The organism is Longimicrobium sp., from assembly GCA_036389135.1.
Taxonomy (GTDB): domain Bacteria; phylum Gemmatimonadota; class Gemmatimonadetes; order Longimicrobiales; family Longimicrobiaceae; genus Longimicrobium.
This window is the reverse complement of the sequence record DASVQP010000043.1, coordinates 1-25685: the sequence shown is the minus strand read 5'-3', so window position 1 is coordinate 25685 and position 25685 is coordinate 1. Positions and strand designations below refer to the sequence as shown.

At 70.8% G+C, this 25685-nt stretch carries 21 protein-coding genes; 10 read left to right on the top strand and 11 right to left on the bottom strand.

Annotated features, from left to right (window positions below):
* Positions 1-7 precede the first annotated feature (7 nt).
* Positions 8-961, bottom strand: coding sequence for a tetratricopeptide repeat protein (locus tag VF584_10885; GenBank protein ID HEX8210671.1), 954 nt, complete (start codon positions 959-961; stop codon positions 8-10).
* Between the two features lie 193 nt (positions 962-1154).
* Between VF584_10885 and VF584_10880 the strand changes: the two genes are divergently transcribed.
* The 7 genes from VF584_10880 to VF584_10850 all read left to right on the top strand — a co-directional run bounded on the left by VF584_10880 (position 1155) and on the right by VF584_10850 (position 6144).
* A complete protein-coding gene (locus VF584_10880) occupies positions 1155-2369 on the top strand; it encodes an MFS transporter (protein ID HEX8210670.1) in 1215 nt (404 codons plus the stop codon).
* A 100-nt stretch (positions 2370-2469) separates the two neighbouring features.
* Complete coding sequence (locus VF584_10875; GenBank protein ID HEX8210669.1) at positions 2470-2670, top strand: CsbD family protein; 201 nt, start codon at positions 2470-2472, stop codon at positions 2668-2670.
* Positions 2671-2857: 187 nt separating this feature from the next.
* Entirely contained in the window at positions 2858-3754 is an 897-nt protein-coding gene (fdhD, locus tag VF584_10870; protein ID HEX8210668.1) for a formate dehydrogenase accessory sulfurtransferase FdhD, read from the top strand.
* Positions 3751-4452 (top strand): hypothetical protein, encoded by a 702-nt coding sequence (locus tag VF584_10865; protein ID HEX8210667.1) that lies wholly within the window; start codon positions 3751-3753, stop codon positions 4450-4452. The genes fdhD and VF584_10865 overlap by 4 nt, the downstream gene beginning before the upstream one ends.
* A 17-nt stretch (positions 4453-4469) precedes the next feature.
* Positions 4470-4940: a hypothetical protein gene (locus VF584_10860; protein ID HEX8210666.1), complete on the top strand. Its 471-nt coding sequence runs from the start codon at positions 4470-4472 to the stop codon at positions 4938-4940.
* A 92-nt stretch (positions 4941-5032) separates the two neighbouring features.
* Positions 5033-5392 carry a hypothetical protein gene (locus VF584_10855; protein HEX8210665.1) on the top strand — a complete coding sequence of 120 codons (360 nt, stop codon included), beginning with the start codon at positions 5033-5035 and terminating at the stop codon, positions 5390-5392.
* A gap of 242 nt (positions 5393-5634) precedes the next feature.
* Positions 5635-6144: a hypothetical protein gene (locus VF584_10850; GenBank protein ID HEX8210664.1), complete on the top strand. Its 510-nt coding sequence runs from the start codon at positions 5635-5637 to the stop codon at positions 6142-6144.
* A 6-nt stretch (positions 6145-6150) separates the two neighbouring features.
* On the opposite strand, the gene VF584_10845 is transcribed toward VF584_10850, so the two are convergent.
* Both VF584_10845 and VF584_10840 read right to left on the bottom strand, forming a co-directional pair.
* Positions 6151-6660, bottom strand: a complete 510-nt coding sequence (locus tag VF584_10845; GenBank protein ID HEX8210663.1) for a hypothetical protein — start codon at positions 6658-6660, stop codon at positions 6151-6153.
* Positions 6661-6821: 161 nt separating this feature from the next.
* A complete protein-coding gene (locus VF584_10840) occupies positions 6822-8654 on the bottom strand; it encodes an ABC transporter ATP-binding protein (protein HEX8210662.1) in 1833 nt (610 codons plus the stop codon).
* A 285-nt stretch (positions 8655-8939) separates the two neighbouring features.
* On the opposite strand from VF584_10840, the gene VF584_10835 reads away from it, so the two are divergent.
* The gene (locus VF584_10835; protein HEX8210661.1) at positions 8940-10778 is read left to right on the top strand and encodes a methyl-accepting chemotaxis protein; all 1839 of its coding nucleotides are present in this window, start codon (positions 8940-8942) and stop codon (positions 10776-10778) included.
* A 389-nt stretch (positions 10779-11167) separates the two neighbouring features.
* Here the strand turns inward: VF584_10835 and VF584_10830 are convergent, their stop codons facing one another.
* The 5 genes from VF584_10830 to VF584_10810 all read right to left on the bottom strand — a co-directional run bounded on the left by VF584_10830 (position 11168) and on the right by VF584_10810 (position 17607).
* Positions 11168-12337 (bottom strand): saccharopine dehydrogenase C-terminal domain-containing protein, encoded by a 1170-nt coding sequence (locus tag VF584_10830; protein HEX8210660.1) that lies wholly within the window; start codon positions 12335-12337, stop codon positions 11168-11170.
* Between the two features lie 277 nt (positions 12338-12614).
* Positions 12615-13259 (bottom strand): HAD-IA family hydrolase, encoded by a 645-nt coding sequence (locus VF584_10825; protein ID HEX8210659.1) that lies wholly within the window; start codon positions 13257-13259, stop codon positions 12615-12617.
* Positions 13256-14218 carry an alkaline phosphatase family protein gene (locus tag VF584_10820; protein ID HEX8210658.1) on the bottom strand — a complete coding sequence of 321 codons (963 nt, stop codon included), beginning with the start codon at positions 14216-14218 and terminating at the stop codon, positions 13256-13258. Before VF584_10820 ends, VF584_10825 begins: the two co-directional genes overlap by 4 nt.
* A gap of 100 nt (positions 14219-14318) precedes the next feature.
* Entirely contained in the window at positions 14319-15548 is a 1230-nt protein-coding gene (locus tag VF584_10815) for a transglycosylase SLT domain-containing protein (protein ID HEX8210657.1), read from the bottom strand.
* A gap of 535 nt (positions 15549-16083) precedes the next feature.
* Positions 16084-17607, bottom strand: a complete 1524-nt coding sequence (locus VF584_10810) for a phospholipase D-like domain-containing protein (GenBank protein ID HEX8210656.1) — start codon at positions 17605-17607, stop codon at positions 16084-16086.
* 531 nt (positions 17608-18138) lie between these two features.
* On the opposite strand from VF584_10810, the gene VF584_10805 reads away from it, so the two are divergent.
* On the top strand, positions 18139-19623 hold the full coding sequence (locus tag VF584_10805) for a S8 family peptidase (protein ID HEX8210655.1): 1485 nt from the start codon (positions 18139-18141) through the stop codon (positions 19621-19623).
* Between the two features lie 73 nt (positions 19624-19696).
* On the opposite strand, the gene VF584_10800 is transcribed toward VF584_10805, so the two are convergent.
* The 3 genes from VF584_10800 to VF584_10790 all read right to left on the bottom strand — a co-directional run bounded on the left by VF584_10800 (position 19697) and on the right by VF584_10790 (position 22789).
* Positions 19697-21688, bottom strand: a complete 1992-nt coding sequence (locus tag VF584_10800; protein HEX8210654.1) for a TonB family protein — start codon at positions 21686-21688, stop codon at positions 19697-19699.
* Positions 21685-22062 (bottom strand): BlaI/MecI/CopY family transcriptional regulator, encoded by a 378-nt coding sequence (locus tag VF584_10795; protein ID HEX8210653.1) that lies wholly within the window; start codon positions 22060-22062, stop codon positions 21685-21687. Before VF584_10795 ends, VF584_10800 begins: the two co-directional genes overlap by 4 nt.
* Positions 22063-22186: 124 nt before the next feature.
* Positions 22187-22789, bottom strand: coding sequence for a hypothetical protein (locus VF584_10790; protein ID HEX8210652.1), 603 nt, complete (start codon positions 22787-22789; stop codon positions 22187-22189).
* 315 nt (positions 22790-23104) lie between these two features.
* On the opposite strand from VF584_10790, the gene VF584_10785 reads away from it, so the two are divergent.
* Complete coding sequence (locus VF584_10785; protein ID HEX8210651.1) at positions 23105-25432, top strand: DUF2723 domain-containing protein; 2328 nt, start codon at positions 23105-23107, stop codon at positions 25430-25432.
* Positions 25433-25685: the final 253 nt, after the last annotated feature.

Below are 25685 nucleotides of genomic sequence, written 5' to 3'. Positions count from 1 at the left end.
TCCACCCTCAGCGCCTGCCGCTGCGCTCCAGCCGGTGCAGGTCCGCCTCTGCGGCGATGTAGCCGAAGGGGGCCCAGTTCTCCGCCTGCACCACGCGCCACAGGATGGCCTCCGCCTCGCGCCGGCGCCCGTTGTACAGGTGCCAGTTCCCCACGCCGTAGCCCAGGTTGGCCAGGTGGGTGCCGTCGCCGTCGCCGGGGAGGATGGAGTCGGCGGAGAGCTCGCCGCGGTACATGAGGAGGCGGCGGTGGTACCCCGTGTTCTCTATGATGCGCATGTCGCGGCGGATGGGCTCCAGCACGCGGGCGGCCTCGGCGGCGCGCCCTCCGCGGCGCAGCGACATGTAGAGCCAGTCGCTGGTGGCGACGATCATGTCGTCGTTGCGCGCGCGGGCCAGCGCCTGGCGGAACGCCTCGGACGCGCGCCCCCACTCGCCGCGCATGTAGTGCGCGAGGCCCAGGTGGTGCCAGATGTTGCCCTGCAGCGTGGAGAGGGGGATGCTCTGCGCGTTCGGCAACCCGTCCGGCTCCACCTGGTCCGGCTGCCCCGCGGTCAGGTACGCGGCGCGCCGCAGATCGCCGATGGCCCGCTCGAAGCGGCGCAGCGTGATGAAGCGGTGCCCGCGGTGGCGGTACATCCGCGCGTCGCGGGGGTGCCGCTTGATCCCCTCGCTGAAGATGGCGACGGCGTCGCGGTAGCGCCCCAGGTACCCCAGGCGGCGGCCGTACCAGATCAGCGCGTCGGCGTCCGCGGGGCGCGCCTCGTACGCCTGCCGCGCCTGCGCGAGGTCCGCCTCCAGGCGCGTACGGCGCTCCAGCGGCAGCTCGGGGGGGTACAGCCGGTTGCCGAACAGCGAAACCGCCTCCGGCCGCCCCATCTCGGGAGACGGGTCGCGCCGGACGGAAGGGACGCAGGCCGCGAGCAGGAGCGCGGCGATGGGGGCGAGTGCGGCTGGCTTCATGGCGGGCTCTCCTGGTGCGCGCCGGCGACGCGACGTGGGCCGGCGGGGGGCCTCGGATTGCCACGATAGGCAACGGCGGACAAAAAAGAAAGGGTGCCCCGCCCGCCGCGGTGCGCGCTGTGCGTGTCCGCACCCGGTCCCGGGAACGCCCTCGAGCCTTCCCCGCCACCCGTAGCGCAACCCACGCCCCCACGTGAGCGCCGATCCCGCGCCGTCCGCAAGGGCGCCGCTGCTGCGCGGAAACGTCCTCTGGCTGAGCGTCGTCAGCTTCCTGAACGACGTCGCCAGCGAGATGATCTACCCGCTCCTCCCCCTGTTCCTCACCGGGTCGATGGGTGTGGGGGCGGCGTTCGTGGGGGCGGTGGAGGGAGCGGCGGAGAGCCTCTCCAGCCTGCTGAAGCTCGCCAGCGGCTGGGCGGCGGACCGATTCGGGAGGCGCCACGCGCTGGTGGTGTGGGGATATGGGATCGCTGCACTGGGGCGTCCGCTGATCGCCGTGGCGTCGGTTGCCTGGCAGGTGCTCGCGGTGCGGCTGACGGACCGGGTGGGGAAGGGGCTCCGCTCCGCCCCCCGCGACGCCATCCTGGCCGAATCCGTGTCCGACGCGCGGCGAGGGGAGGCGTTCGGCATCCACCGCGCGGCGGACCACGCGGGCGCCGTCGCGGGGCCGCTCCTCGCCACCGGCATCCTCCTCCTCTTCCCGGGCGACCTGCGGCTGGTCTTCGCGCTGGCGCTGGTGCCGGGGGTGCTGGCGGTGGCGGTCGCCGCGTGGAAGGTGCGCGATCCGCGGTCCGTCGCTCCGCCGAAGCCGGCGCAGCCCGCGCCCGAGGTGCGCTTTTCGGGGCTGGGACCGCGCTTTCCGCGCCTCCTGGCGGTGCTGGCGCTCTTTGCGCTCGGCAACGCGTCGGATGCCTTCCTCCTGCTGCGCGCGCAGCAGCTGGGCGTGGCCACGGCGCTGATCCCTCTCCTCTGGGGCGTCCTCCACGTGAGCAAGTCGTTCTGGAGCGTCGTGGGCGGGCGGCTGAGCGACCGCGCTGGCGCGCGCGGGGCGATCACCGCGGGATGGGCCGTGTACGCGCTGGTGTACGCGGGCTTCGCCGTGGCCGGTGCGCCGTGGCAGGCGTGGGCCCTCTTCCTCGTCTACGGCCTCTTCTACGGCCTGACCGAGGCCCCCGAGAAGGCGCTCGTTGCCGCGCTGGCGCCGGAAGGGGTGCGGGGCCGCGCGTTCGGCGCGTACCACTTCACCGTCGGCATCGTCGCGCTCCCGGCGAGCCTCCTCTTCGGGATGCTGTGGGACGTGTTCGGCGCCGCGACGGCTTTCTACGTGGGCGCGGGGCTCGCCGCGGCGGCGGCGCTGCTCCTTCCGCTGGCGCTGGCGGGCGGCCCCGCATCAGATCCGACTACCTGACACGATGTGCTCCCAGGTTCACGGAACGGCTTTTGCCCCAACGTGTTCCGAGCGGCGGAAGGCACGCCGAATGTAGGAATCTCAGCCCAGGAGCGTCACCATGGACGAACGGAACCTGACCGAGCGCGGCCTCGACAACTCGCTCGAGGGGAAGACCACCGACGTGAAAGGCAAGGTCAAGGACGCGCTGGGCGGCCTCACCGGCGACACCAGCCTGCAGGGCGAAGGGAAGCTGGACCAGCTCAAGGGCAAGGTGCAGGACACCTTTGGCAAGGCCCAGCGCGACCTTGATCGCCCGTAGTTTTAGACGGTAGGGAAAAGCACCTCACACAGAGACACAGAGGGAACTGCAAGACCTGACAGAAAGTTGTTCTCTGTTGGCTTGCGGTTCCCTCCGTGTTCTCTGTGTGATGCTTTTTTGGACTTGCGGCACCGGCAGGACGTAGGCACCTTTGGGCGGGCCCTCACCCCGCAAGGAAGTTCCCGCCATGGCATCACCCCCGCACCTCCGCAACCTGCGCCGCGCCAGCACCGTTCGCCGTCCCGTGGAGCAGGTGGCGATCGGCGCGGATGGCGTCGTGCGGCGCACGCGTGCGGATGCGCTCGCCACCGAGGAGCCGCTGGAGATTCGCATCGTCCGCGGCGGGCGTGCGACGCGCGTCGCGGTCACCATGCGGACGCCGGGCGCGGATTTCGAGCTCGCCGCCGGCTTCCTCTTCGCGGAAGGAATCGTTCGCGCTCATGAAGACGTGGCCGCGATCCGCTACTGCACGGAGGGCGAGCAGCTCTACAACGTAGTAAACCTGGTGCTCTCGCCGTCCGCGGAGTGGGAGCCGTCGTCTCTTGCGGAGCGCGCCTTCCCGGTCACCTCGGCTTGCGGCGTGTGCGGCAAGGCGAGCATCGAGGATGCGCTCGGGCCGGCGTGCCCGCGCATCGAGAGCGATCTCGTCGTCACTCCCGAGATCCTGCTGGGGCTGCCGGACGTGCTCCGCTCCGCGCAGGCGGTGTTCGAGCGCACCGGCGGGCTCCACGCGGCGGCGCTCTTCACGGCGGAGGGCGCGCTGGTGAGGCTGCGCGAGGACGTGGGGCGGCACAACGCGCTGGACAAGCTGGTCGGCGCGGCGCTCCTCGCCGGCGAGCTGCCGCTGTCGGACGGTGCGGTGCTGGTGAGCGGCCGGCTTTCGTTCGAGCTGGCGCAGAAGGCCGCGCGCGCGGGCGTGCCGGTGCTGGCCGGCGTATCGGCGCCCAGCAGCCTGGCGGTGGAGCTGGCGGAATCGGTGGGGATGACGCTGGCCGGCTTCGTCCGCGGCTCGCGGTTCAACGTGTACTCCGGCGGCGAACGCATCGCCGCATCTCTCCACGCCTCCACGGGGCAGGGCGGATGACCATCGGCCGACTCGGAACGACCGCGCGGGGCTTCAGCGGATTCGCGTTTCTGTTGCTCGCCGCCTGCACCAGCGGCGGCGGCGAGCTGAAGGATGCCACGGAGCGGCGCCGCGCGGAGAACGCCGGCAACGACACCGCCGCCGGCCCGGCCGCCCAGGACACCGGCGAGTACCGCCTTCCCGTCTTCGTGGACACCACCGGCGCCACCCCCGCGCGCGCGGCCGACACCGTCCCGGCCGCGGGCGCGAATCCGTCGGGGCAGGCGGATTGGACCACAGGGAAGCGCGAGGCGGGGAAGGCGGGCGCCAGCGCCTCCATCCTGCGCGGGATGCGGGTGGGGCGGAACGCCGGCTTCGACCGGCTGGTGCTCGATTTCGGAACCAGCCCCGTGCCCCCGTACCAGGTGGAGTACGTGGACTCGCCGGTACACGCGTGCGGTTCGGGCGAGGCGGTGCCGGTCGCGGGGCAGGGGTGGCTCAAGGTGCGGCTACGCGCCACGCAGGCGCACGACGACGCGGGGAACGCGACCGTTCGCGACCGCCAGATCGTCGCCACCACGCCGGTGCTGCGCGAGGTGGAGATCATCTGCGACTTCGAGGGCGAGGTGGAGGTGGTGGTGGGTGTGCAATCTCCCAACCCCTACCGCGTTCTCGTGGTGCCGGCTCCGAACCGGCTGATCGTAGACGTGCGGCAGTAATCCTCTCTCCCCCTCCGATGAAACTCCTCCTCACCTTCGCCGCGCTGCTCTCGCTGGCGCTCCCCGCCTCCGCCCAGCGGCGCGAGCCCGCCGCCTTCCAAGACAGCACCACGCGTACGCGGCCGTCGCCCCTGGCCCGGATCGCAAGCCGCGGTGGCAGCGCGTTTCTGGGGATGGGGTTGCTGACCGTCGCGGGGGGCTACACCGGATACCAGCTTACCTACCGCACCGCCGGCGGCGAGGACCCGGGGCTGGATGGGATGCTCGTCGGGGCGGTGATGGGCGGGTCGCTCGGCGCCGCGCTGGGTGCCGCGCTCCCGGAGCACGGCGGGCGCTGCGATCGGCGCGAGCGGTTCCTGCGCGGGCTTCTCGGCACGGCGGCGACCTCCGCCGCTTTCCTGGCGGTGCAGCAGGGTGGCGCCGCCGAGGTCCTGGTCGCGTTTCCCATCGCCACTCCGCTCGTCGCCGCCATCGCCGCCGACTGCTGAGCGCCCCCGCGTCACGGCCCGGTGAAACCACCGGGTACTCTCCTCCGTACACACCCCGTCCGCTACTCCACCCGCAAGCAGGAATTTCGACCATGCAGCCTCGCAAGCACGTCGGTCCACTCGTTCTCATTCGGGACCTGATCCTCTTCCACATCAAGCTGTTGCTGGATGGGATCAAGGGCTTCTGCATGTTCTGGTTTTCGATCGGCGCCGTGCTCGCGGACCTCTTCTTCCTCGACCGGAGCGAGCGCGGCCGCTACTTCTACGCGGTGCTGCGCATGGGCGAGCGGTTCGACCTGTGGCTCAACCTGTACTCGCCCACCCGCCACGCCGAGGACAACACCGACGGGCTCTTTGGCGAGAGCCGCGCCGGCGAGCATACGTTCGTGGGCCGCATGGAAGAGCTGGTGCGCCGCGGCCCCGAGCCCATGGCCCCCAAGGGCGTGCGGTAGGCGAGCACGACGGCGATGCAAAGAGGCCCTGGACCGATGCTGGTCCGGGGCTTCTTTTGTGGGCCAGGGGCGAGCGCTGGGCAGGGCACCGGCGCGGGCACCGGGGGCTGAAGCCCCCGGCTGGAACCACGGGAAGACCGCTGAAGCGGTTTCGTGGCTGCGGACGATTTCGTTGACGGTCGAGAGGGAGAGGCGTAGTGTGGGCTCCGCGGTGCGCTCTCCTTCCGACCAAAACGCCCCCCATGTCTTCTCTGCTGCGAGCGATTCGCTCTCACATCGGCGTCACGATCCCGCTGTTCGTCCTCTACGCGGGCGCCGTGCTGTGGGCATCGGGAGGGACGGTCGATTGGCAGATCGGTGGTGTGCTCGCCCTCGTGCTCCTGTTGACGCTGCTCACACCGGTAGCTCTCGGCGCGGCCAACCGTCAGCTTCTGCGTGGCAACTGGCAGATCGCGATGGAGACGGGGGAGCGCATCCTTCACGATGGCCCGGCGGACCGGTATGAGCTCGGATACCGCGGCTGGCTGTTCCTCACCGACTGCAGGCTGGTGATGTGCCGGCTGGGCGGCGGCGACGAGCTTTCGATTCCGCTCCGCCAGCTCAGCGACGTTCGCACGGGGCGGTACGCGGGGGTGTTCGCGACCGACCTCCTCCTTCAGCTCGATGACGGCAGCGCCGAGCGGCTCAAGGTGGAGGGCAGCGGCGAGTGGGTGCGCCGGATCAGGGAAGCAGCCCCGAGCCTCCCGGCCTAGGCACTTTCAGCGCGCGGCGGCGATGGGGAAGGCGCGGGCGTGCCAGGCATCGCGCAGGCGCGTCTCCCAGCGGCCGGCGCGCACGTCGCCGGCGGTGGTGACGGTGTTGTCGAAGACGACGGTGTCCTCGGCCACCTCGCCCGCGGCGGCCATGCGCCGGAACTCGGGGCGGGGAACGGAGCGCACCTCGCCCGCGGCGTCGCGAAAGAAGACGAGGGCCGAGTCGCGCAGCGTGACGCCGGTCGCGGCCTCGGCGGTGGCGAGGGCGTGAAAGAGCGAATCGATGGAGCACCCGGAGACGCCCGTCGCCCGCTCGTCCGCGCCGACCAGGAGGAAGCGGTCGTGGCGCCAGTCGCGCGCGCCCCGCACCGCCGCACCGTGCGCCGCCCACCCCTCGATGAAGCCGTCCACCCCGCGCAGCAGCGCCGCGCTCTCCGCCTCCGCCAGTGGGCGCGAGGCCCCGAACACCCACACCCGCGCGTCATCTGGCAGCTGATCAAACGATACGGCGCTCATCCGTGCCTCTCCTGTAGGACATGTATCACCCACACCTCTGGGGCGAGTAAACTCGCGGCAACAACCGCACGAAGTCCGCCTTCGCGGACTCGGGGTCCAATGCCGCGCTGCACGAGCCGGCTTCAGCCGCCTTCCCGTCGTTCCAGCCGGGGGGATTCATTTCATCCCCCGGTTCCCGCGCCGACCGACCGCACGAACTGCAGCTCGTACAGGCGCGCGTACAGGCCTCCGCGCTGGAGGAGCTCGGCGTGGGTGCCGCGCTCGCGCAGCTCGCCGTGGTGCAGCACCAGGATCTGGTCCGCGTCCTGAATCGTCGAAAGGCGGTGGGCGATCACCAGCGAGGTGCGCCCCTGCATCAGCGTGGCGAGCGCGGTGTCGATCTGCGCCTCCAGCTCCGAATCGACCGACGAGGTGGCCTCGTCCAGCACCAGCACGAGCGGGTCGAACGCCAGCGCGCGGGCGAAGCTCACCAGCTGCCGCTCGCCCACCGATAGCGAGGTGCCGCGCTCGCCCAGCGGCTGCGCGTAGCCGGCGGGGAGGCGCGCCACGAAGCGGTCGGCACCCACGCGGGCGGCGGCGCGGCGCACGGCGTCGTCCGGGATGTCGTCGCGGCCCAGGCGGATGTTGCGCTGCACGTCTTCGCTGAAGAGGAAGACGTCCTGCAGCACCAGCGAGATGTGGTCGCGCAGCTCCTTCACCGGCACGCGCGACACCGGCACCCCGTCGAACAGGATCTCCCCCCGTTGCGGCTCGTAGAACCTCATCAGCAGGTTGATGATGGTGCTCTTTCCCGCGCCCGCCGCGCCCACGATCGCCACGCGCTCGCCGGGCGCCGCGCGGAACGAGACGCCGCGCAGCACCCACTGCGGGTCCTCTCCCTCGTCCCCCTCCCCGAGACCGTAGCGGAACCAGACGTCGCGGAACTCGATCTCGCCGCGCCCGGGGACCGGCAGGTGCACGGGGTCCGCGGGGTCGGTGATCTCGGGCTCCGTGTCCAGCAGCTCGAAGATGCGCTCGGAGGAGGCCATGGCGGCCTGCAGGATGTTGTACTTCTCCGACAGCTCCTGCAGCGGGCGGAAGAAGCGGCGCGTGTACTGGAGGAACGCCGCTACAGTCCCTACCGTCATCGTGCCCTGGATCGTCTCGCCGCCGCCGTACCAGAGGATCATCGCGAGGGCGGCGGCCGTCAGCACCTCGATGACGGGAAAGAAGAGCGCGTAGTAGGTGATGGAGCGGAGGTTGACGTCCAGGTGGTCGCGGTTGGTGGCGCCGAAACGCTCCATCGCCTGCCGCTCGCGCCCGAAGAGCTGCAGCACGCGCATCCCGGTGACGCTCTCCTGCATGTTCGCGTTGATGCGCGCCAGCTTCACCCGGATGTCGCGGTACGCCGAGCGGATCAGCGCCCGGAAGACGAACGTCGCCACCGCCACCAGCGGGAGCACGGTGAAGGTGACGAGCGCCAGCCGCCAGTCCAGCCGCAGCATGGCGGCCAGGATGAAGACGAGGGTGAAGATGTCGCCGAACACCGTCACGATCCCCGACGAGAACGCCTCGTTGAGCTGCTCCACGTCGTTGGTCACCCGCGTCATCAGCCGCCCCACCGGGTTGCGGTCGAAGTAGCGGAGGGAGAGGCGCTGCAGGTGCCCAAAGATCTCGGTGCGCAGGTCGAACATCACCCGCTGCCCCAGCCAGGTGGTGAGCAGCGTCTGTCCGTACTCGCACACGAACCCCACCAGCAGCGAAAGTGCGTACGCCGCCGTCAGCAGGAGGAGGAAGCCGACGTCGCGGGCGGGGATTGCCTCGTCCAGCGCGATCTTGGTGAGCCAGGGCCCCGCGAGCTGCGTGGTGGACTCGATCACCAGCAGCACCAGCGCCGCCGCAACCCGGCCGCGGTACGGACTGAGGTAGCGGAGGAGGCGGCGCAGCAGGTGAGGGTCGTACGCCCGGCTGTCCGCCTCTTCCTCGGCGTGGGCGGTGGCTGCGGAGTCGCTCATGGCGCGTCGAGCGCGGTCTTTTCGCGGGTGCTAAGACAAAGCATGACGGGAACGTAGCCCACGTATCCGGCCCCTGCAACGACGGTTGACAAATCCACGGCGGGGGCCGTACAGTTGTTCTTCCTCCCCCGGAAGCTCCGCAACCCGTTTGCGTGCCACACTCCCGGCCCAAAGCCGATGCTCCGCCGCGCCCCCGCGGGCCGCGTGCGTCGTTTGACACTCGTTCATCGTCCCGGATACAATGCGGAACACCCGCCCCGCTCACCCCTGCTCGCTCCCGCGTCCATGACCGCGCCCTTTTCGACGTCGTCGTCCGGTGCCGCCCTGGCCACCGAGCCCGACGCGCCCCCCGCCGCGCCGCCGCGCTTCGGCCCCCTTCCGGGCGGGCCTGAGAGGCGTCCCGCGCAGGCTCCGCGCGGCCGCAAGGAGCTCTTCCGCACCATCCAGGAGCAGCTCTGGGCGTTCGGCATCAGCCTCTGCCTGCTGATTCTGGGCGGCGCCGCGCTCAGCTGGTTCACGGTGGACCGCATCGTCCGCAATGCCGAGGGGCAGCTCGGGTCGCTTCAGCAGAGCTCCGAGATCGGCACCTCGCTGGAAGCGCTGATCCTGGCGCAGATGAACACGGGCGAGCGTTACCTGCTGACCCCCTCGCCCGCCGCCGAGCAGGCTTTCGCGGAGCAGGGGCGGCAGGCGCACCAGCAGCGGCGCCGCTACCGCGACCTCAAGGACCTGAGCGTCTCCGAGCAGCAGGAGGTAGCCGCCATCGACGCGCTTCACTCCCAGATCGAAGTGGAGTACGCGCTGGCGCACGCCCAGGCCGACATCGGCGACCGCGAGGGGGCGCTGCGCCGCATCGGCGCCGTGCGCCCGCGCACCGAGCAGCTGCAGGCCGCCATCCGCCGCGTAAGCGAGCGCCAGGCGCAGAAGGTGAACGCCACCTCGCAGCGCCTGCGCGAGGACGCAAGCCGGCGCAAGGTCCTTCTTCTGCTCCTCTCGCTGGGCGCGGGGCTGCTGGCGCTCGGCGCGGTCTACACGGCCGTGCGCAGCATCACGCTCCCCATGGCGCACCTCATGGGCTCCGCCGAGCAGCTCGGGGCGGGCGACCTGCGCGTCCAGGGCACGGAGCGGGTGGCGATGAAGCGCGAGTTCGCCGCGCTCTCCGCCGCGTTCGACGGGATGGCCGGCAAGCTCCGCCACATCGTGGGGCAGACGGTGACGACGGCGGAGCGGATCTCCTCCTTTGCGTCCGACCTTTCCAGCATCAGCGAAGAGGTGGCGGCCTCCAGCGGCGAGGTGGCCACCGCCATGGTGGGGATCGCCAGCGGCGCGGAGAGCCAGTCGCACGGCCTGCAGGCGGCGCAGGAGGCGCTGGGCGAGATGAAGCGCGGCGCCGGCGAGATCTCCAACGCCTCCGTGATGGTGAGCTCGCTCAGCGAGCAGATCTACCACGTGGCGGCGGGGAGCCGGCAGGAAGTCTCCACCGCGCTCCAGCGCCTTTTGGAGATCCGCGAGGTGGTGCAGACCTCGGCCAACCAGGTGACGGAGCTGGAGCAGACCTCGGCGCAGATCGACCGCTTCGTGGAGACGATCACCGGCATCGCGCGGCAGACCAACCTGCTGGCGCTGAACGCCGCCATCGAGGCCGCGCGCGCGGGCGAGCACGGCCGCGGCTTCGCGGTGGTCGCCGAGGAGGTCCGCAAGCTGGCCGAGGGCTCGGCGCGCGCCGCGCAGGAGGTGGCCCAGAACGTCACCGCCATCCGCTCGCGCATCACCGGCGTCGTCGGCACCATGGCGCAGGGGCAGACCAAGGTGGCCGACGTGGAGCACGTCTCCAAGGGCGCCGACAGCGCGCTGGAGCAGATCCTTGCCGCGGTGGACGGGGTGCGCCTGGCCGCCGGGCAGGTGCAGGAGGCGGTGGAGCGCAACCGCTCCGCGATGGACGGGGTGGAGGCCGCCGTGGCCGAGGTGGCATCGACCTCCGAGTCGCACGCCGCCAGCGCCGAGGAGGTCTCCGCCGCCGCCGAGGAGCAGTCCGCCGCCACGCAGGAGATGTCCGCCTCCAGCGCCGAGCTCCTCCACGCCGCCCAGCAGATGCGCGACCTGGTGAGCGAGTTCAGGACGTAGAGGGGGCCCTCCCCCCGGCCCCCTCCCCCGCCTGCGGGGGGGCAGGGCGGGCGAGGGGGAGAAATCCGCCCGCGTCGCACAGCCCCGGTAGGGGCGTGATTCATCGCGCCCTCCCTCGCCCCTCCTCGACCTTCTGCCGTTCACACCCGATGCCGTAGGGGCAGACCTGCGTATCTGCCCTCCCTCGCCCCCGCCTCGACGCCCACTCTCCGCACCCGAATCTTTGTAGGGGCAGCCCCACGTGGCTGCCCGTGCTGTCGGCCGCGCCGCCCCGCGCACGTCGCGCAGATCCCTGCCATCGCCCCCCTCCCGCAACGATGCGTGTGAAACCGAAGCGCCCCCGGAACCATCCTCCGGAGGCGCTTCGTTTTTTTTCCGCTGCCGTGGTCCTACCGGACCGCGGCGGTGTCGGGGGTGAGGCGGTGCTCGCGGATCATGACGTTGCGGCGCGCCAGCGAATCGATGTACACGGCGGCGGGCATGCACTCGTCCGGAGTCCAGACGCCGGGCTCGATGTCGCCGGCGGCCTGCAGGGCGCCAGTGATGGCGAGCGAGAAGCCGGTGGTGCGCATCATCGCCGTGATCCCCGTCGCGGGGTCGAAGCGGTCGAGGAGGTCCCAGCGCAGGAGCGTTTCCTCGCCATCCTTGTCACCCTCCGCTTCCACCCGCAGCGCCACCAGGTCCGGGCTCTCGCGGTAGTCCTTGCGCAGCTTGGGGCCGACCACGGAGATGAACAGGTCGCGCGGCGTCACCTTCTGCCCCTTCACGTCCACCGGCTCCAGCCCCAGCAGGCCGAGCTCGCGGATCGTCTCCATGGCGCGGGCGTGGCCGGGGTAGCGGAGCGTCTTGTACTCCATCGAGGGAATCTGCCCCTCGTAGCGCTGCGCCATCGTCGAAAGGCCGCCCGCCGTGTGGAAGGCCTCCAGCGTGCCGGCGCCGTCGAACGGCAGCTCCTCCACCTCGCTCAGGGCCGCCACCTGCAGCGGGCGCCCGTCGCGCAGCACCCACGAGAGCGTCGTGTAGTAGTCCAGCACCCCTTCCAGCGAGTACACGATCTGGTAGTTGAGCGGGGGCTGCGGGTTCTGCGGAAGGCCGCCCACGAAGATGCGCACCGCGCGGGTGGTGTCGAGCTGGCGAATGCCGTGCTCGGCCAGGACGTTGACCATCCCCGGCGCCAGTCCGCAGTCGGGGATCACGGAGAGCCCCTTCTCGCGGGCGCGCTCATGCAGCCCCTTCTGCTGGAGGACGATTTCGGTGTTGCCGCCCAGGTCGGCGAAGTGCGCGCCGGAGTCCACCGCCGCCACTGCCATCCCCAGGTTGAAGTAGTACGGGAAGGCGCTCATCACCGCGGAAGCGCCTTCCATGGCGTCGCGGATCCCCGTGCGGTCGTTGGCGTCCACCTGCTGCGCCGTCAGCCGGCCGCCGAGGTACGGCTGGAGGAAGGCGGGAAGCGCGTCGACCTTGAGGTCGGCGATGACCACCTCGTGGTCCGTGTTGGCCAGCAGGTCGTAGGCACACGCAGAACCCTGCAGGCCCGCGCCGAGCACGAGCATCCGCATACGGTCGACTCCTGTCGCAAAGGCGGTCTTGGATCGATGGCGAGGCGCACGCGTGCCGGTTTTCCGGGCGCGCGGCGCGGCAAGATAGCGGGGAGTGGCGGAGAGGGAAAGGCGGGGGAACTGCGGGGAATGGGGAATAGGGAATGGGAAAACGGCAGGGGAGAGGGACACCCAACCGCCGGACGGCGCGTTGCTGGGCGGTGAGGCTGCGCACGGTAGGCCGCGATCTCCCTCCTCTCCCAGCAGTTCGGGAGAGGGGGGCCGGGGGGGTGAGGGCCTACCCCACCAGCCCCAGCACCTCGTCCTGCCGCTGCAGCAGAAAATCCGCCCCCGCCTCCTCCAGCGTTCTCCGCGGAAACGGGCCCCAGAGGACGCCGGCGGTGCGGGTGCCGGCGGCGCGGCCGGCGGCGACGTCGTGCGGCGAGTCGCCCACGAAGAGCGCCTCCGCGGCGGGGACGCCCAGCCGCTCCAGCGCCAGGAGGACCGGTTCCGGATCGGGCTTGGCGTTGCGCACGTCCTCGGGGGTGATGATGACCTCGAAGTGGCGCGACAGGCCGCAGATGTCCAGCCCGCGCAGCGTTGCGTGCCGCAGGCGGCTGGTTACGATCGCCAGCGGGACGCCACGGCGCTGCAGCTCGGACAGCACCTCCTCCGCGCCCGGGTAGGGGCGGAGCGCCGTCTGCAGGAGCGAGTCCTGGTGGTCGCGGTAGGTGTCGAGCATCGCCCCCGTTTCGTCCGGCGTGCGGGCGAAGCGGGCGATCTGGTCCGCCAGCGGGGTGCCGAAGCCGCTCAGCCACTCCTCGTCCGGCGGGCACTCGCCCAGGTGCGTGGTCATCGTGTGGCGGTAGCACTGCATGATCAGCTCAGTGCTGTCCGCCAGGGTGCCGTCGAAATCGTACAGGACCGCGCGTATCGGTGTCACGTCGTCGCTTCGGGTTGCGTGGGGATGTCGAGGAGGCCCAGGATCGCGGGCGCCACGTCGGCGATGGTGCGGATGCGGCGGGCCAGCACCTCGCGCCCCGGGCCGATCGCCAGCACCGGAACGCGGTTCAGGGTGTGTCCCTCGCGCACGTCTTCCACGTTGCCGTGGTCGCTGGAGATCACCAGCAGCGTTTCGGGGCCGAGCGCGCCGGTCAGCCCGCCCAGGAAGGCGTCCACCCGCTCCAGCGCGGCCACGGAGCCCTCCATCCCGCCGCGGTGCCCCTCGTGGTCCGTGTCGTAGTGCGCGTACAGCGTCACCTCCGCCCCGGCGGCGATGGCGGCCAGGTTGCGCCCCGCCTGCTCCGCGCTCACCGGCGGCACCTCGGCCGTGCGCTGGCGCCAGCGGTCGTTGGTGATGGAGGAGGCGACCGCCTCGCCCGCCACCAGCTGCGCCACGTCGCGCGTGAGGGCGCCGGCGGAGATGGCGGCCAGCGGCGGCGCGGCCGGACGGCGAAAGATGCGCGGGTCCGCGTCGATCAGCGCGATGGGATACGCGTTGGCGAACGCAACCGTGCGCCCCGCGTCGCGCGCGCGGCGCAGGAGGTTCTCCGCCGCCAGCATCTCGCGCAGCGCCGTGGGGACCCAGGGCCCGAAGTGCCGCCCGTACACCCGCGCCGCGTTGCGCCCGGTGAGGAGCGTCGTCTGGCCCGTTCCGCTCTGCGGCACCCCTTCCATCCCCAGCGTCGCGTCGGCCGCGGCCAGGACGGCGCCGGCGGAGACGATGCAGCCGCGCGCGTCCAGGTCCTCCGTCACGGGGAGGCGCCCGCCCAGCATGCCGCGGATGTTCGGCAGGGTGGCGGCCGCGAACGGGTTCACCGCCCGGTCCGCGGGTCCGATCCCCACGCCGTCCAGGAAGACGAGGATCGCGCGGCTTGGCGGCTGGAGGGTGGCAGGGTCCATGGCGGGAATGTACGTGCACGGCCCGGTCCAGCAAACGGCGAAGGCCGCCGCTCCCGTGATGGAAGCGGCGGCCTTCGTCTGTTCTGCACTGCCCGGCGGCTCAGCGAGCGCGCGGAATTACCAGCTTCTGGCCCGGCTGCAGGCGGGTGGTGTTTCGCATCCCGTTGGCCCGGCGGAGCTGCGCCACCGTCATGTCGTTGCGGCGGGCGACGGTCCACAGGCTCTCGCCGCGGCGCACCGTGTGGGTGCGGGCCCGGCTGGCCGTCCGGGGGCGGCTGGCGCGGCGCGTCTCGGCGCGCTTGGCCTCGGCCCGGCGGATCTCGGCGCGGCGCGTCTCGGCTGCCTTCGCTTCGGCCAGGCGCACCACCTCGCGGGCTTCCGCCTCGGCCTTCACCCGCTCGAACTGGGCGGCGAAGAGCGAGGCGCGTCCGCGGGGGACGCGGACCGGGAACGTATTCTTCCCGGGAGGCGTCATCTTGCGGACCAGGTGCGGGTTCAGGCGCGCAAGCTCCTTCTCCGTCGACCCGATCGCGGCGGCGACCGTCTCCAGCTCCACCCCGCCCGGCACGTCCAGCGAGTCCACACGCAGCGGCAGCCAGCGCTCCACGTTGCCAAGCCCGTGCTTGTGCGGCTCCTTGGCCACCAGCGCGGCGGCAACCATCTGCGGCACGTACTCGCGCGTCTCGCGCGGCAGGGCGTGGCGGATGCGCCAGAAGTCGCCGTCCTTCCCCGTCCCGCGTCCGGTCACCTTTTTCATCACCCGCTCCACGCGGCCCTGCCCGGTGTTGTACGCCGCGGCGGCCAGGTACCAGGCCCCGAACTGCTTGTGCAGGTCCGTCAGGTAGCGCAGCGCGGCGTCGGTGGAGCGCTCCGGATCACGCCGCTCATCGACGTACGAGTCCACGCGCAGGCCGTAGTCGCGCGCCGTGGGGGCCATGAACTGCCACAGCCCCACCGCGCTCACCCGCGACTTGGCGTTGGTGTTGAACCCGCTTTCGATCATGGAGAGGTACAGCAGGTCCTCGGGCATGTCGCGCGCGCGCAGCTTGGCGCGGATCATCTCCTCGTAGCGGCCGGAGCGCTTGAGGTAGAGGGCCATCTCGTCCTGCTGGCTCCCCGTGAAGATGCCCACGAAGCGCAGCACGGAGGCGTTGCGGACGACCGGGATGTCGAAGCTCGCGGAAAGGTCGGCTGCCTGGGCCTCGGCGGCGAACAGGCTCTTGCGGAGCGCCGTCGTATTCCGTGCATCCGGGCCGTCGGTGGCGAGCACGGCGGCGCCCATGACGCTGCCGAGCAGAACCGCGACCGGCCAAGCCGTCCTGAACTCCATGCATCCTCCTTGATGGGGGGTACCGCGGTGGTGCGGGACTTCTGCAAGGCTCTGGAAACCGCTAGCGGCGAAGGTGGGAACCTGCCGGAGTCGCGTTCGCCGCCGCCGCTCCGTGCATCTAACATAGTGCATCGCAACAAGTTATTCAACCCTGCTGATGAATGAGGGGGATGGGGGATGGGGGGATGGGAAGGGATCGGCGCGGGTCGAGGCACGTTGGGCTTCACAACCCTCGTGTCATCTGGAGCGATGCGCTTCTCCGTCCTCTGCCGTTTCGCGAACCCTGGCGCGGAGCGAAGGATCTACCACGCGTGCCGAGGGGTTCTTCGTCACCGGCCGGCCACTTGCCTCGCCGGCTAGATCCTTCGCTCACCGCAGGAGGCAGGAACGCACCACCGGCTCCCGCGTGGGCGGCTGTCTCAGGATGACAACTTCGTGGACCGGCGGCTGTCCCCAATCCCCAATCCCCAATCCCCAATCCCCAATCCCCAATCCCCAATCCCCAATCCCCAATCCCCAATCCCCAATCCCCAAACTACCCCGCGGAATTCCGCCGTGACGCCAGCCGTACAATGGCGGCCATGGCGAGCCAGAAGAGCACGACCGAAAGGGGCCAGGCCAGGACCCGTGGAGCCACGATTCCGACCCCGGCCAGCACCAGCATCAGCACCGCCAGCGCGGTCACCCAGCCGATGTCTTCGCGGCCGATAAGACGCTCTCCCACCAGCGCGCGCGCGAGGACGGTGCCCGCCCGCGCCATGCGCCCCACGATGCGCCCCAGCTCGGTTCCCCGGTACGAATGCGCGCGCGCCTCGCGGGCCGTGACGATCTCCGGGCGGCGCTGGTCTTCCGCGTCGGTCACCACCAGCCGCTCCGTCGCGCGCCGCTCCTTCTTGAACTCCGCGCCGGGTATCGGCGATGTGCGCAGCGCGATCTCCACCGACGCCTCCAAGTCGGCTTCGAAGAGCGCCTCCATCTCGGCCGCGAAGGTGCGGTCCGTCACGGCCACGTCGATCTCCCAGTTCCCCAGCAGTGACGCCAGGTTCATGTTGGTCGATCCGATGCGCGACCACATCCCGTCCGCCACCGCCGTCTTGGCGTGGATCATGGGCCCTTCCCACTCGAAGAGCCGTACCCCCGCCTCCAGCAGCGGCCGGTAGCCTGCGCGCGACATCCCCCCCACGATGGGCCAGTTGTTGTAGGCGGGGACGAGGACGCGCACGTCCACCCCGTCGCGCGCGGTGGAGGCGAGCGCTTCCACCATGGCGGGGGGGAGGACGAAGTAGGGGTCGGTCATCCAGAGGCGCCGCTCCACGCCCACGGCCACGAACTGCATCAGGCGGTAGATGCGGCTCTTCCCCGGCTCCCCTTCCACCACGCGCACCGCCACGTCGCCGCGGGGGGCGACCTGCTCCGGGTCCGGCACCTCGCCGGGGGGGAGCGGGGGGCCGGCGGCGCGCCAGGTGCGGGCGAAGGCGCGGTCGATGGCGGCGGCGGCGGGCCCGCGGAACTCCACCCCCGTGTCGCGCCATGCGGTGATCCCCTCGTGCGGCGACCCCGCCCACTCGTCGCCGATGCACATTCCCGCCACGGAGGCGTAGTCGCCGTCCACGGCGACCACTTTGCGATGGTCGCGGCGCATGAAGTGGAGCGGATCGGTGATGCTGGGCGGCGCAAAGGAGCGCACCTCCGCGCCCGCCTCGCGCAACGGGCGCCAGAAGGAGCGCGGCGTGGCCCAGCACCCCACCCAATCGTACAGCACACGCACGGGCACCCCGCTGCGCGCCTTCTCCGCGAGCGCATCGCGAAAGGTGCGCCCCGCCAGGTCGTCGCGGATGGCGTAGTTCTCCAGGTGTATCCACCGCCGCGCGCCGGCGATCGCTTCCAGCCACGCGGGGAACGCCTGCGGCCCGTCCACCAGCAGCCGCGCCGAGTTCCCGCGGATCTGCCCCGCGTCCGACGAGCGCACCATCGCCCGCTCCGCGTAGCGCACGAGCGTGCGCAGCCCCGACGCTTTCGCGGTGGGCGGGTTGGGCAGGGCGGGAGGCGTTTCCGACACGGGCGCGGGGGAATCGGTGGACGGTACGACTGGCGCGGAAAGGGAAAGCAAATGCGCGGCCAGAAGCAGCGGGACGGCCCCCACCCCAGCTCGTCACCTCGCGGCCCTCCCCCAAATAACTACCTGGGGGAGGGGCGTATGCGGAGGTTCGTGTGCGCGGCTCCGTACTGCCCCCCTCTCCCGAGAACAGGAGGGCGAAGCCCCTCTCCTGTTATTGGGAGAGGGGCTGGGTGTGAGGGCCACCGTATCGAAAAAGTGCACGCAGTGCGCGCACCATTGTGGTGCGCGCACCGATGCGGTGCACCATTCTCGCGCGGCGCGGCAACTTGCGTATGGAGTGTAAGTGGTTGCAGGGTGGCGGTTTAGGATTTGGGGGAAAGCGGTCCGGGGTGTGCCTTATGGGTGGCCGGCAGGATGGCGAAGGGGTCGGGAGGCGCCCTCAGCGGGGCACACGGGTCCCAACGCACGAGCCGAACAAGGCCGCGCCCAAAGGTGGCACGGCGCAACCACCCCGTTTGGACAGGTGAACCGATGCGTTTCAGACCCCTCGCCGCGACCGCGTTCCTCACCGCACTCGCAGCGTGCTCCGATCAGGCCGGCTCGCCGGTCGCGACCGACCCCACCCACGTCCGCTCGGCCGCCAGCGGCGCGATCCCGGGCTCGTACGTCGTGGTCCTCAACGAGGATGCCGACCCGCGCGCCGTGGCCGCCGTCGCCGGCGTCAGCCCGCGCTACGTGTACACGGCGGCGCTCACCGGCTTCGCGGCCGAGCTGAACGCCGGGCAGCTCAACGCGCTGCAGCACAACCCGAACGTCGACTACATCGAGCAGGACGCGCGGGTGCAGGCCTCCGCCACGCAGAGCAACGCCACCTGGGGGCTGGACCGCATCGACCAGCGCTCCCTTCCCCTCAACGGCACCTACACCTACACGCCGACCGGCGCGGGTGTGAACGTCTACATCATCGACACGGGCATCCGCTTCTCGCACGCCGACTTCGGCGGGCGCGCGGTGAGCGGCTACGACGCGGTGGACGGCGGCTCGGCGGACGACTGCAACGGGCACGGCACGCACGTGGCCGGCACGGTGGGCGGCGCCACGTACGGCGTGGCCAAGGGCGCCCGGCTGTACGGCGTGCGCGTGCTGGACTGCGCCGGCAGCGGCACCAACGCCGGCGTCATCGCGGGGATGGACTGGGTGGCGCAGAACCGGGTGACCCCGGCCGCCGCCAACATGTCGCTGGGCGGCGGGGCGAGCCAGGCGATCGACGACGCGATCCAGCGGATGGTGAACGCGGGCGTGACCACCGTGGTCGCCGCGGGCAACGAGAACCAGAACGCCTGCAACACCTCGCCGGCCCGTGCCGTGAACGCCATCACGGTGGGCGCCACGACGAACACGGACGCGCGCGCCTCCTTCTCCAACTACGGCAGCTGCCTGGACATCTTTGCGCCGGGCAACAACATCACGTCGGCCTGGCACACGGGCGACGCCGCCACCAACACCATCAGCGGCACCTCGATGGCCTCGCCGCACGTGGCGGGTGTGGCCGCGCTCTACCTGCAGGGCAACCCGTCGGCTTCGCCGGCGACGGTGGCCAACGCCATCGTCAGCACCGCCACCAGCAACAAGGTGACGAGCGCCGGCACCGGCTCGCCCAACAAGCTCCTCTTCTCGCTGCTGACGGCGGAGAGCGGCGGCGGCACGGGGGGCACCACGTACACGGGGAGCCTGAGCGGCACCGGCGCCTCGCAGTACCAGCCGGACGGCAGCTACTACTACAGCGCCAACGCGGGCTCGCACGTCGGCAAGCTGCAGGGCCCGTCGGGCACCGACTTCGACCTCTACCTGCAGCGCTGGAACGGCTCGTCGTGGGTGCAGGTGGCCGCGGCGGAGAGCTCCACCTCCACCGAGAGCATCACCTACAGCGGCGCGGGCGGCTACTACTACCGCTGGAGGATCTACTCGTACAGCGGCAGCGGCTCGTACACCTTCAATCTCACCAAGCCGAGCTGATCCCGCGGCTCGCTTGATGTGAATCGCCCCGCCGGCATCCGATGCCGGCGGGGCGATTCGCGTTGTGCTCTCGTCAGGGCTGCGCGGGCGCGGGCGGCACGCGCGGCGCGTTGGGATCGATGACCCTGCCCAGCAGCTCCGGCGTGGGGTCGGCCTTCCGCGCACGCGACGGCCGGGCCCTGACCGGGGCGATGCTGGTGGCGCGGGCCGGCGCCACCTTTGTCGTCCGCGCGGTGGTGATCCGCGTGCTCGTCTGTGCCCGGGTCTCCGCGTGAGCCGGCGCCGCCGCCGTGGTGACCGCGCGGGACGATGCCGATCTCCTGGTGGGCACGGTGGTGGTCAGCACGGTGGTCCGTGCCGGTGCGACCCCGCGGGCGATCGCCGCTTTCGTCGGTGCCGTGGTGACCATGACGGTGGTCTGGGTCGGGGCAAGCGAGCGCGGCTGGGCCCGGGTGGGCGCCGTGGTCCGCGTTGGAGCCCATCCCCGGGTCGAGATCCCGGCGCTCGCCGGCAGCACTTCACCCGTGGTGGTGGATGGGACCACGATGGTGTCCACCCGCGTGGCCGCGCGCGACGGCACGCTGACGACTTCGGTCCTCGCACTCGATGCACGCGACGGCACGGTGGCGGCTTCGGTCTGCGCGCCCGATGCGCGCGTGGGCACGCTGACGGCTTCGGTCTGCGCGCTCGATGCGCGCGTGGGCACGCTAACGGCCTCGGTCCTCGCACTCGACGCGCGCGACGGCTCCATGTCCCGGCCGGGAGCCGTCAGCGTGACCGCGGCGCCCTCCGGCTGGAAGGTGATGGGGATCTGCACTCGCACACCGACGGGCTCGCCGCCCACCTCGCCCGGCGCAAAGCGCATGGTGAGGGCGACGGTCCGCGCCGGCTCCTGGAGCTCAGGGTGGGTCGTGTTGACCACCCGGGCCTGCGCGACGGTTCCGCTCGGCTGCACTACCATCTCCACCAGCACGGTGCCTCCGATGCCGGAGTCACGCAGGTGCGCCGGATAGGCGCGCTGCAGCCCCTGGGTGATCTCGCTCGCGTTGCGCAGCGAGGGCTTCCGCTCTACCTGGGCGATGTCGTAGACCGGGATCGTGTCGGGCTGCGTCAGGGCGGCGCGAACGCGGATGGGGTCCGCGTCCTCGGCGGGAAAGAGGCTGGCGAAGAGTGCCGGGTGGGCCGGTGCCGGAAGCGCGTAGCCGGTGGCCGCTACGCAAAGGGTGAGGACGGCGCAGGCAGCCGCGCGTGCGGCGCGGTTGCGCGGGGTGCGATCGGTCATGGCGCGGATTCTCCTTTCCAGGAAGGAACGGGGTTCGGCAAATGCCGCGGACGCGAGTGCGGCCGCGGAGCCACGGGCGCCGACGCGCAGGAGGAGGTCGCCGTAGGTGGCGACGTCCCCGCCTCCGCGCAGGGTACGAGCATCGCAGTCCACCTCCACCGCCAGCCGCAGCCGGCGAAGCTGAAACCACAGGGCGAGATTCCACGGGACGAGCGCCGCCGCCACGGTAGCGGCCAGGATCAGGAGGGGGTCGCGGGCGCGGATGTGCTCGCCTTCGTGCCGCACCACCAGGCGCTGCATCGGCTCCGCCCAGTCCAGCGTCCAGCGCGGCACCACGATGGCGGGCCTCACGACGCCCACCACCGCGGGCCCCACCTCGTGCGACAGGAGCACGGACACGTCCGCCAGCCGCGCCGCACGCCACCCCCGCCGCCTGCGCCACAGCACCGCCACCCCCGCCGCGATCCCCGCGACCAGCAGCGCCGAAGTCGCCATCCAGAGCGCCGGCAGCACCCTTTCGACGCGCTCGGAAAGCGGGGGAGCGCGGCGCACGGCCGGCGCGGCGGGGAGATCAGCGCCGGCCGTCGCCACGGGAGCAAAGGAGACGGCCACCTGGCGCGGACGCTCCGCCAGCGCAAACGGTCCAGCGCACGATAGGAGGATGGCGCCGACCCAGACCCAGCGCGTGGGGCGCCCGTACATCCGCAGCAGCGCCTCCGCGGCGAGGGCGGCGAGGGCGAGCAGCGCCGAAAAGGCCAGGGCATAGACGAGCCAGGCGATCATGGCTTCTCCTCCGCGTCGAGGCGCTCTTGCAGAAGGCGGCGCATCCGCCGCAGCTCGTCGCCGGAGAGCGACCGGTCGGAAACGAGGTGCGTGAGGAGCATCTCCGGCGAATCCTTGAACAGCTTCCGCGTGAGCCTGCGCAGTACGCTGGTGCCGGCCTCCTGGCGCTCCACCGCTGGGTGGTAGCGGTACGCCTTCCCCTCCTCCGTGTGCTCCACGTACCCCTTCTCCTCCAGGGTACGCAGGACGGTGAGCACCGTGGTGTAGGCGAGGTCGTCCGCCAGCCGCTCGCGGACCTCCGCCACGGTTGCGCTCCCCAGGTCCCACAGCACGCCCATCACGTCCAGCTCCCGCTCCGTAAACGAGATCTCCATCGCCGCGCTCCCCGAGCTGACAGGTGGTCCAACTATATGTCTAGTAGGATGGTAAGCGATCATGCCGAGCTTGTCAACTAGTTTGTTAGTAGGTACGGGCGAACAGGAGGGGAAGTGGCCGCGCTCAGCGAGACGAAGCGCCCGCCGCGGCCGCGGAATCGGCGACCGGGAGCGGCGCACCGCGTGCGGTCCAGGTTATGATCTCGTCGCCACCCAAAAACCGGCCGATCACGCGCTCTCCGGTGATCCGCGGCCCACGCTCTCCGTGCGTCACGGTGCGCTCCAGGAGGATCAGCTGCGGAATGACGGGACGCGCGCCTTCTGCCTGCCACACGTGCCGGGTGATCGCGCTGTTGAACCAGTTGCGCCCCACCACCAGCTCGTCGAACTCGCCGAACTGCTCGAAGTACGATACGCCGACGCGCGGCTCCCAATCCGTCGACACGCCGGTGATCGACAGGTGAAGCTTCGCGCTGTCCCGCTGCAACCCGAGGCGGCGCATCATCTCCTGCACGGCGGGCTTGAACTCCGCGTTCTGGTTCGCGATGCAGGTCGACGAACTGATGAGGATGGCCACAACCTCGCGCCCCTCGGGATCGCTGTTGCTGGGCCGGTATGCGCCGGCCGCACCTTGCCCGGCGAGCGCGGCGGGTGAAGCGAGACCGATCAACGCCGCGAGTGCGAGCACCCGAATGCGGGTCATGGTTCCTGGAGAGCGCAGGGTCATTCGAACGTCCGCGCCCCGCACGCGTGGCGGGGGGGGGCGAGTACGAGGGTACACCGCCGCGCGCTGGTTGTCAACTAGTCTATTAGTAGATCGCGGAACGAGAGGAACAATCAACCCCAACGCCGCGCCGCTCTGCGTCTCCGCGCCACCGCGTGAGACCCGTCTTTCCCTGGATTGAACAGCGGCAAGGGAAGACACCTACAGGATTAACGGAAGGTTGCCGTCCCCCCGCCCCTGTTCCCTAATCCCTGCCGTCCCCTTACTTTGGTGTGTTTTTCCGTATCTCCATAGATCCGCAACGACGGCCCCAGGTCCATGAGCCAAGCCGCCCCGACCGCGCAGACCCCCGTCTCCGCAGGGCCCCCGGTGTACACGCCGGCGGCCACGCGCCCGCCGTACCTCGCGGCCCTCGCCGCGGCGGCGGCGGTCTTTGCGCTGTATGCCATCACGCTGGGACCCACCACCTGGTTCTGGGACACCAGCGAGTACATCGCCACCGCGCACATCCTGGGCATCCCGCACCCGCCGGGCAACCCGCTCTTCGTGCTGCTGGCGCGCGCCTGGGAGGTGCTTCTCTCGCCGCTCGGGCTGTCGCCCGCGGTACGCATCAACCTCTTCTCCGCCTTCATGACGGCGGGGACGATGTTCTTCTGGTACCTGGTGGTGCACCGCATCCTCACCACGTTCACGGACCGGCCGGTCTTCCGGCACGGCGGCGCGGCGGTGTCGGTGCTCATCTCGGCCACGGCGTACACGGTGTGGAGCCAGGCCACGGTGAACGAAAAGGTGTACACCGTCTCGCTCTTCACCATCGGCGTGATGACGTGGGTGGCGTTCCTGTGGCGCGACCAGGTGGAGTCGCGCCGCACGGGCCCGCGCGAAGGGCGCGGCAAGAAGTGGCACGACGACAACGCGCTGGTGCTGATCGCCTTCGTGCTGGCGCTCTCGGTGGGGAACCACCTGATGGCGTTCCTGGCCGCGCCGGCGCTGGCGGTCTTCTTCCTGATGGTGAAGCCGCAGGTGTTCGCCAACTGGCGCATCTACGCCTTCGCCGCGCTCTTTGGGCTGCTGGGGCTTTCGGCGCACCTCTACCTGCCCATCCGCTCCAACCTGCAGCCGGTGATCAACGAGGCGGCGCCGTCGTGCCCCAACCTCAGCTCGGCCATCATCAGCGTCATCGGGTTCGGCAAGATCCACCTGCCGGGCGAGTGCCCGGACCTGTTCGCCTCGCTGGCGCGCGACCAGTACCAGAAGCCGCCCGTGCTGGAGCGGCAGGCGCCGTTCAAAGCGCAGATTTCCAACTACTTCCAGTACTTCGACTGGCAGTGGGCGCGCTCCGTCAAGGGCGAGGACGGCTACTTCGGGGCGGGGCGGATCTTCGTCACGATGATCTTTCTGGCGCTGGGCGGCTTCGGCGCGCTGGAGCACTACCGGCGCGACCGGAAGAGCTTCGCCTACATCGCCACCCTCTTCTTTACGCTGTCCTTCGGGCTGGTGTACTACATGAACTTCAAGTACGGGTTCATGCAGGTGCGCGCCTTGAACCTGGATCCGGAGCTCTCCGAGGTCCGCGAGCGCGACTACTTCTTCCTGGTCTCCTTCTCCCTGTGGGGGCTGTGGGCGGGGATCGGGCTCACGGTGCTCTGGCAGCAGCTGGCCGAGGCGGTGGGCGGGCGCCGCAACTCCGCGTACTTGGGCGCGCCGGTGCTGCTGCTGGCGGCAATCCCGCTCGTCCTCAACTGGCCGTACGCGTCGCGCCGCAACGACTACACGGCGCGCGACTTCGCGTACAACATGCTGCAGTCGGTGGAGCCGTACGGCGTGCTCTTCACCAACGGCGACAACGACACCTTCCCGCTCTGGTACGTGCAGGAGGTGGAAGGGGTGCGGCGCGACGTGACGGTGATCGTGCTCTCGTACCTGAACACGGACTGGTATGCGCGGCAGCTTCGTGACATCACCAAGCCGTGCGAGCGCCCCGGCCAGGCGGACGAGGACCCCACGCGCATCATCTGCCAGCGCCCCTTCGACGCCAGCAAGGCGCCCAAGTTCTACGACGGGCGCCGCGCCCCCACGCGCACCATCCTCCCGCTGAACGACGACGAGATCCGCGGGGTGATGAACCAGGGCGCGTTCCTGACCCCCCAGGAGATGGTCTTCGAGGCGCGCGGCATCCAGGCGGTGATCCAGGCGCAGCGGCCGATCACGCCGGCGGACCAGTTCCTCCTGACGATGGTGAAGCACGCATGGGGCGACCGGCCGTTCTACTTCGCGGGCACCACCAACGTGCAGTTCGACCTGAACCTGTACCCCTTCGTGGAGCGGCAGGGGATGGTGTTCAAGCTGGTCAACGCGCAGGATGCGGGGAACGCGCTGAAGATGCCGGAGGGGCAGAACTACTCCGCGGTGCTGGGCGCGTACCTGAACCCGGAGCGCAACCGTCGCCTGGTGGAGGAGGCGTTCGAGTTCCACGGCGTCGAGAACCGCCCGCACTGGACGGACGACGCCACGCGCAACATTCCGATGCACTACTTCTACGCGCTCTCCGCCCTCGCGGCCGGCGAGGAGATCTCCGGCCGTCCCGCCGAGGCGCAGAAGTACAAGGCGCGCGCCCTGGCCTTCCAGGCGCTGTCGGACCGCTGATCCGCGCCCTCTGAACCACTGACGCGCCGCTCCGGGAATCCGGGCGGCGCGTTTGTGCATCGCCGGGGGAAGCACCGGGGATGAAGGCAACCGGCGGAGAGCACCGGGGGATGAACCCAGATCCTGCGTGGAAAAAAGAGCGAGCACCGACTTGAAGTAGTAGATTGTGAGTCACTTCCGCCAAGAAGCCTCTCACACCCGCTACACCAAACCGGTGCTCTGATGCAAGCTATCCCGACTCGCCCATACGTAC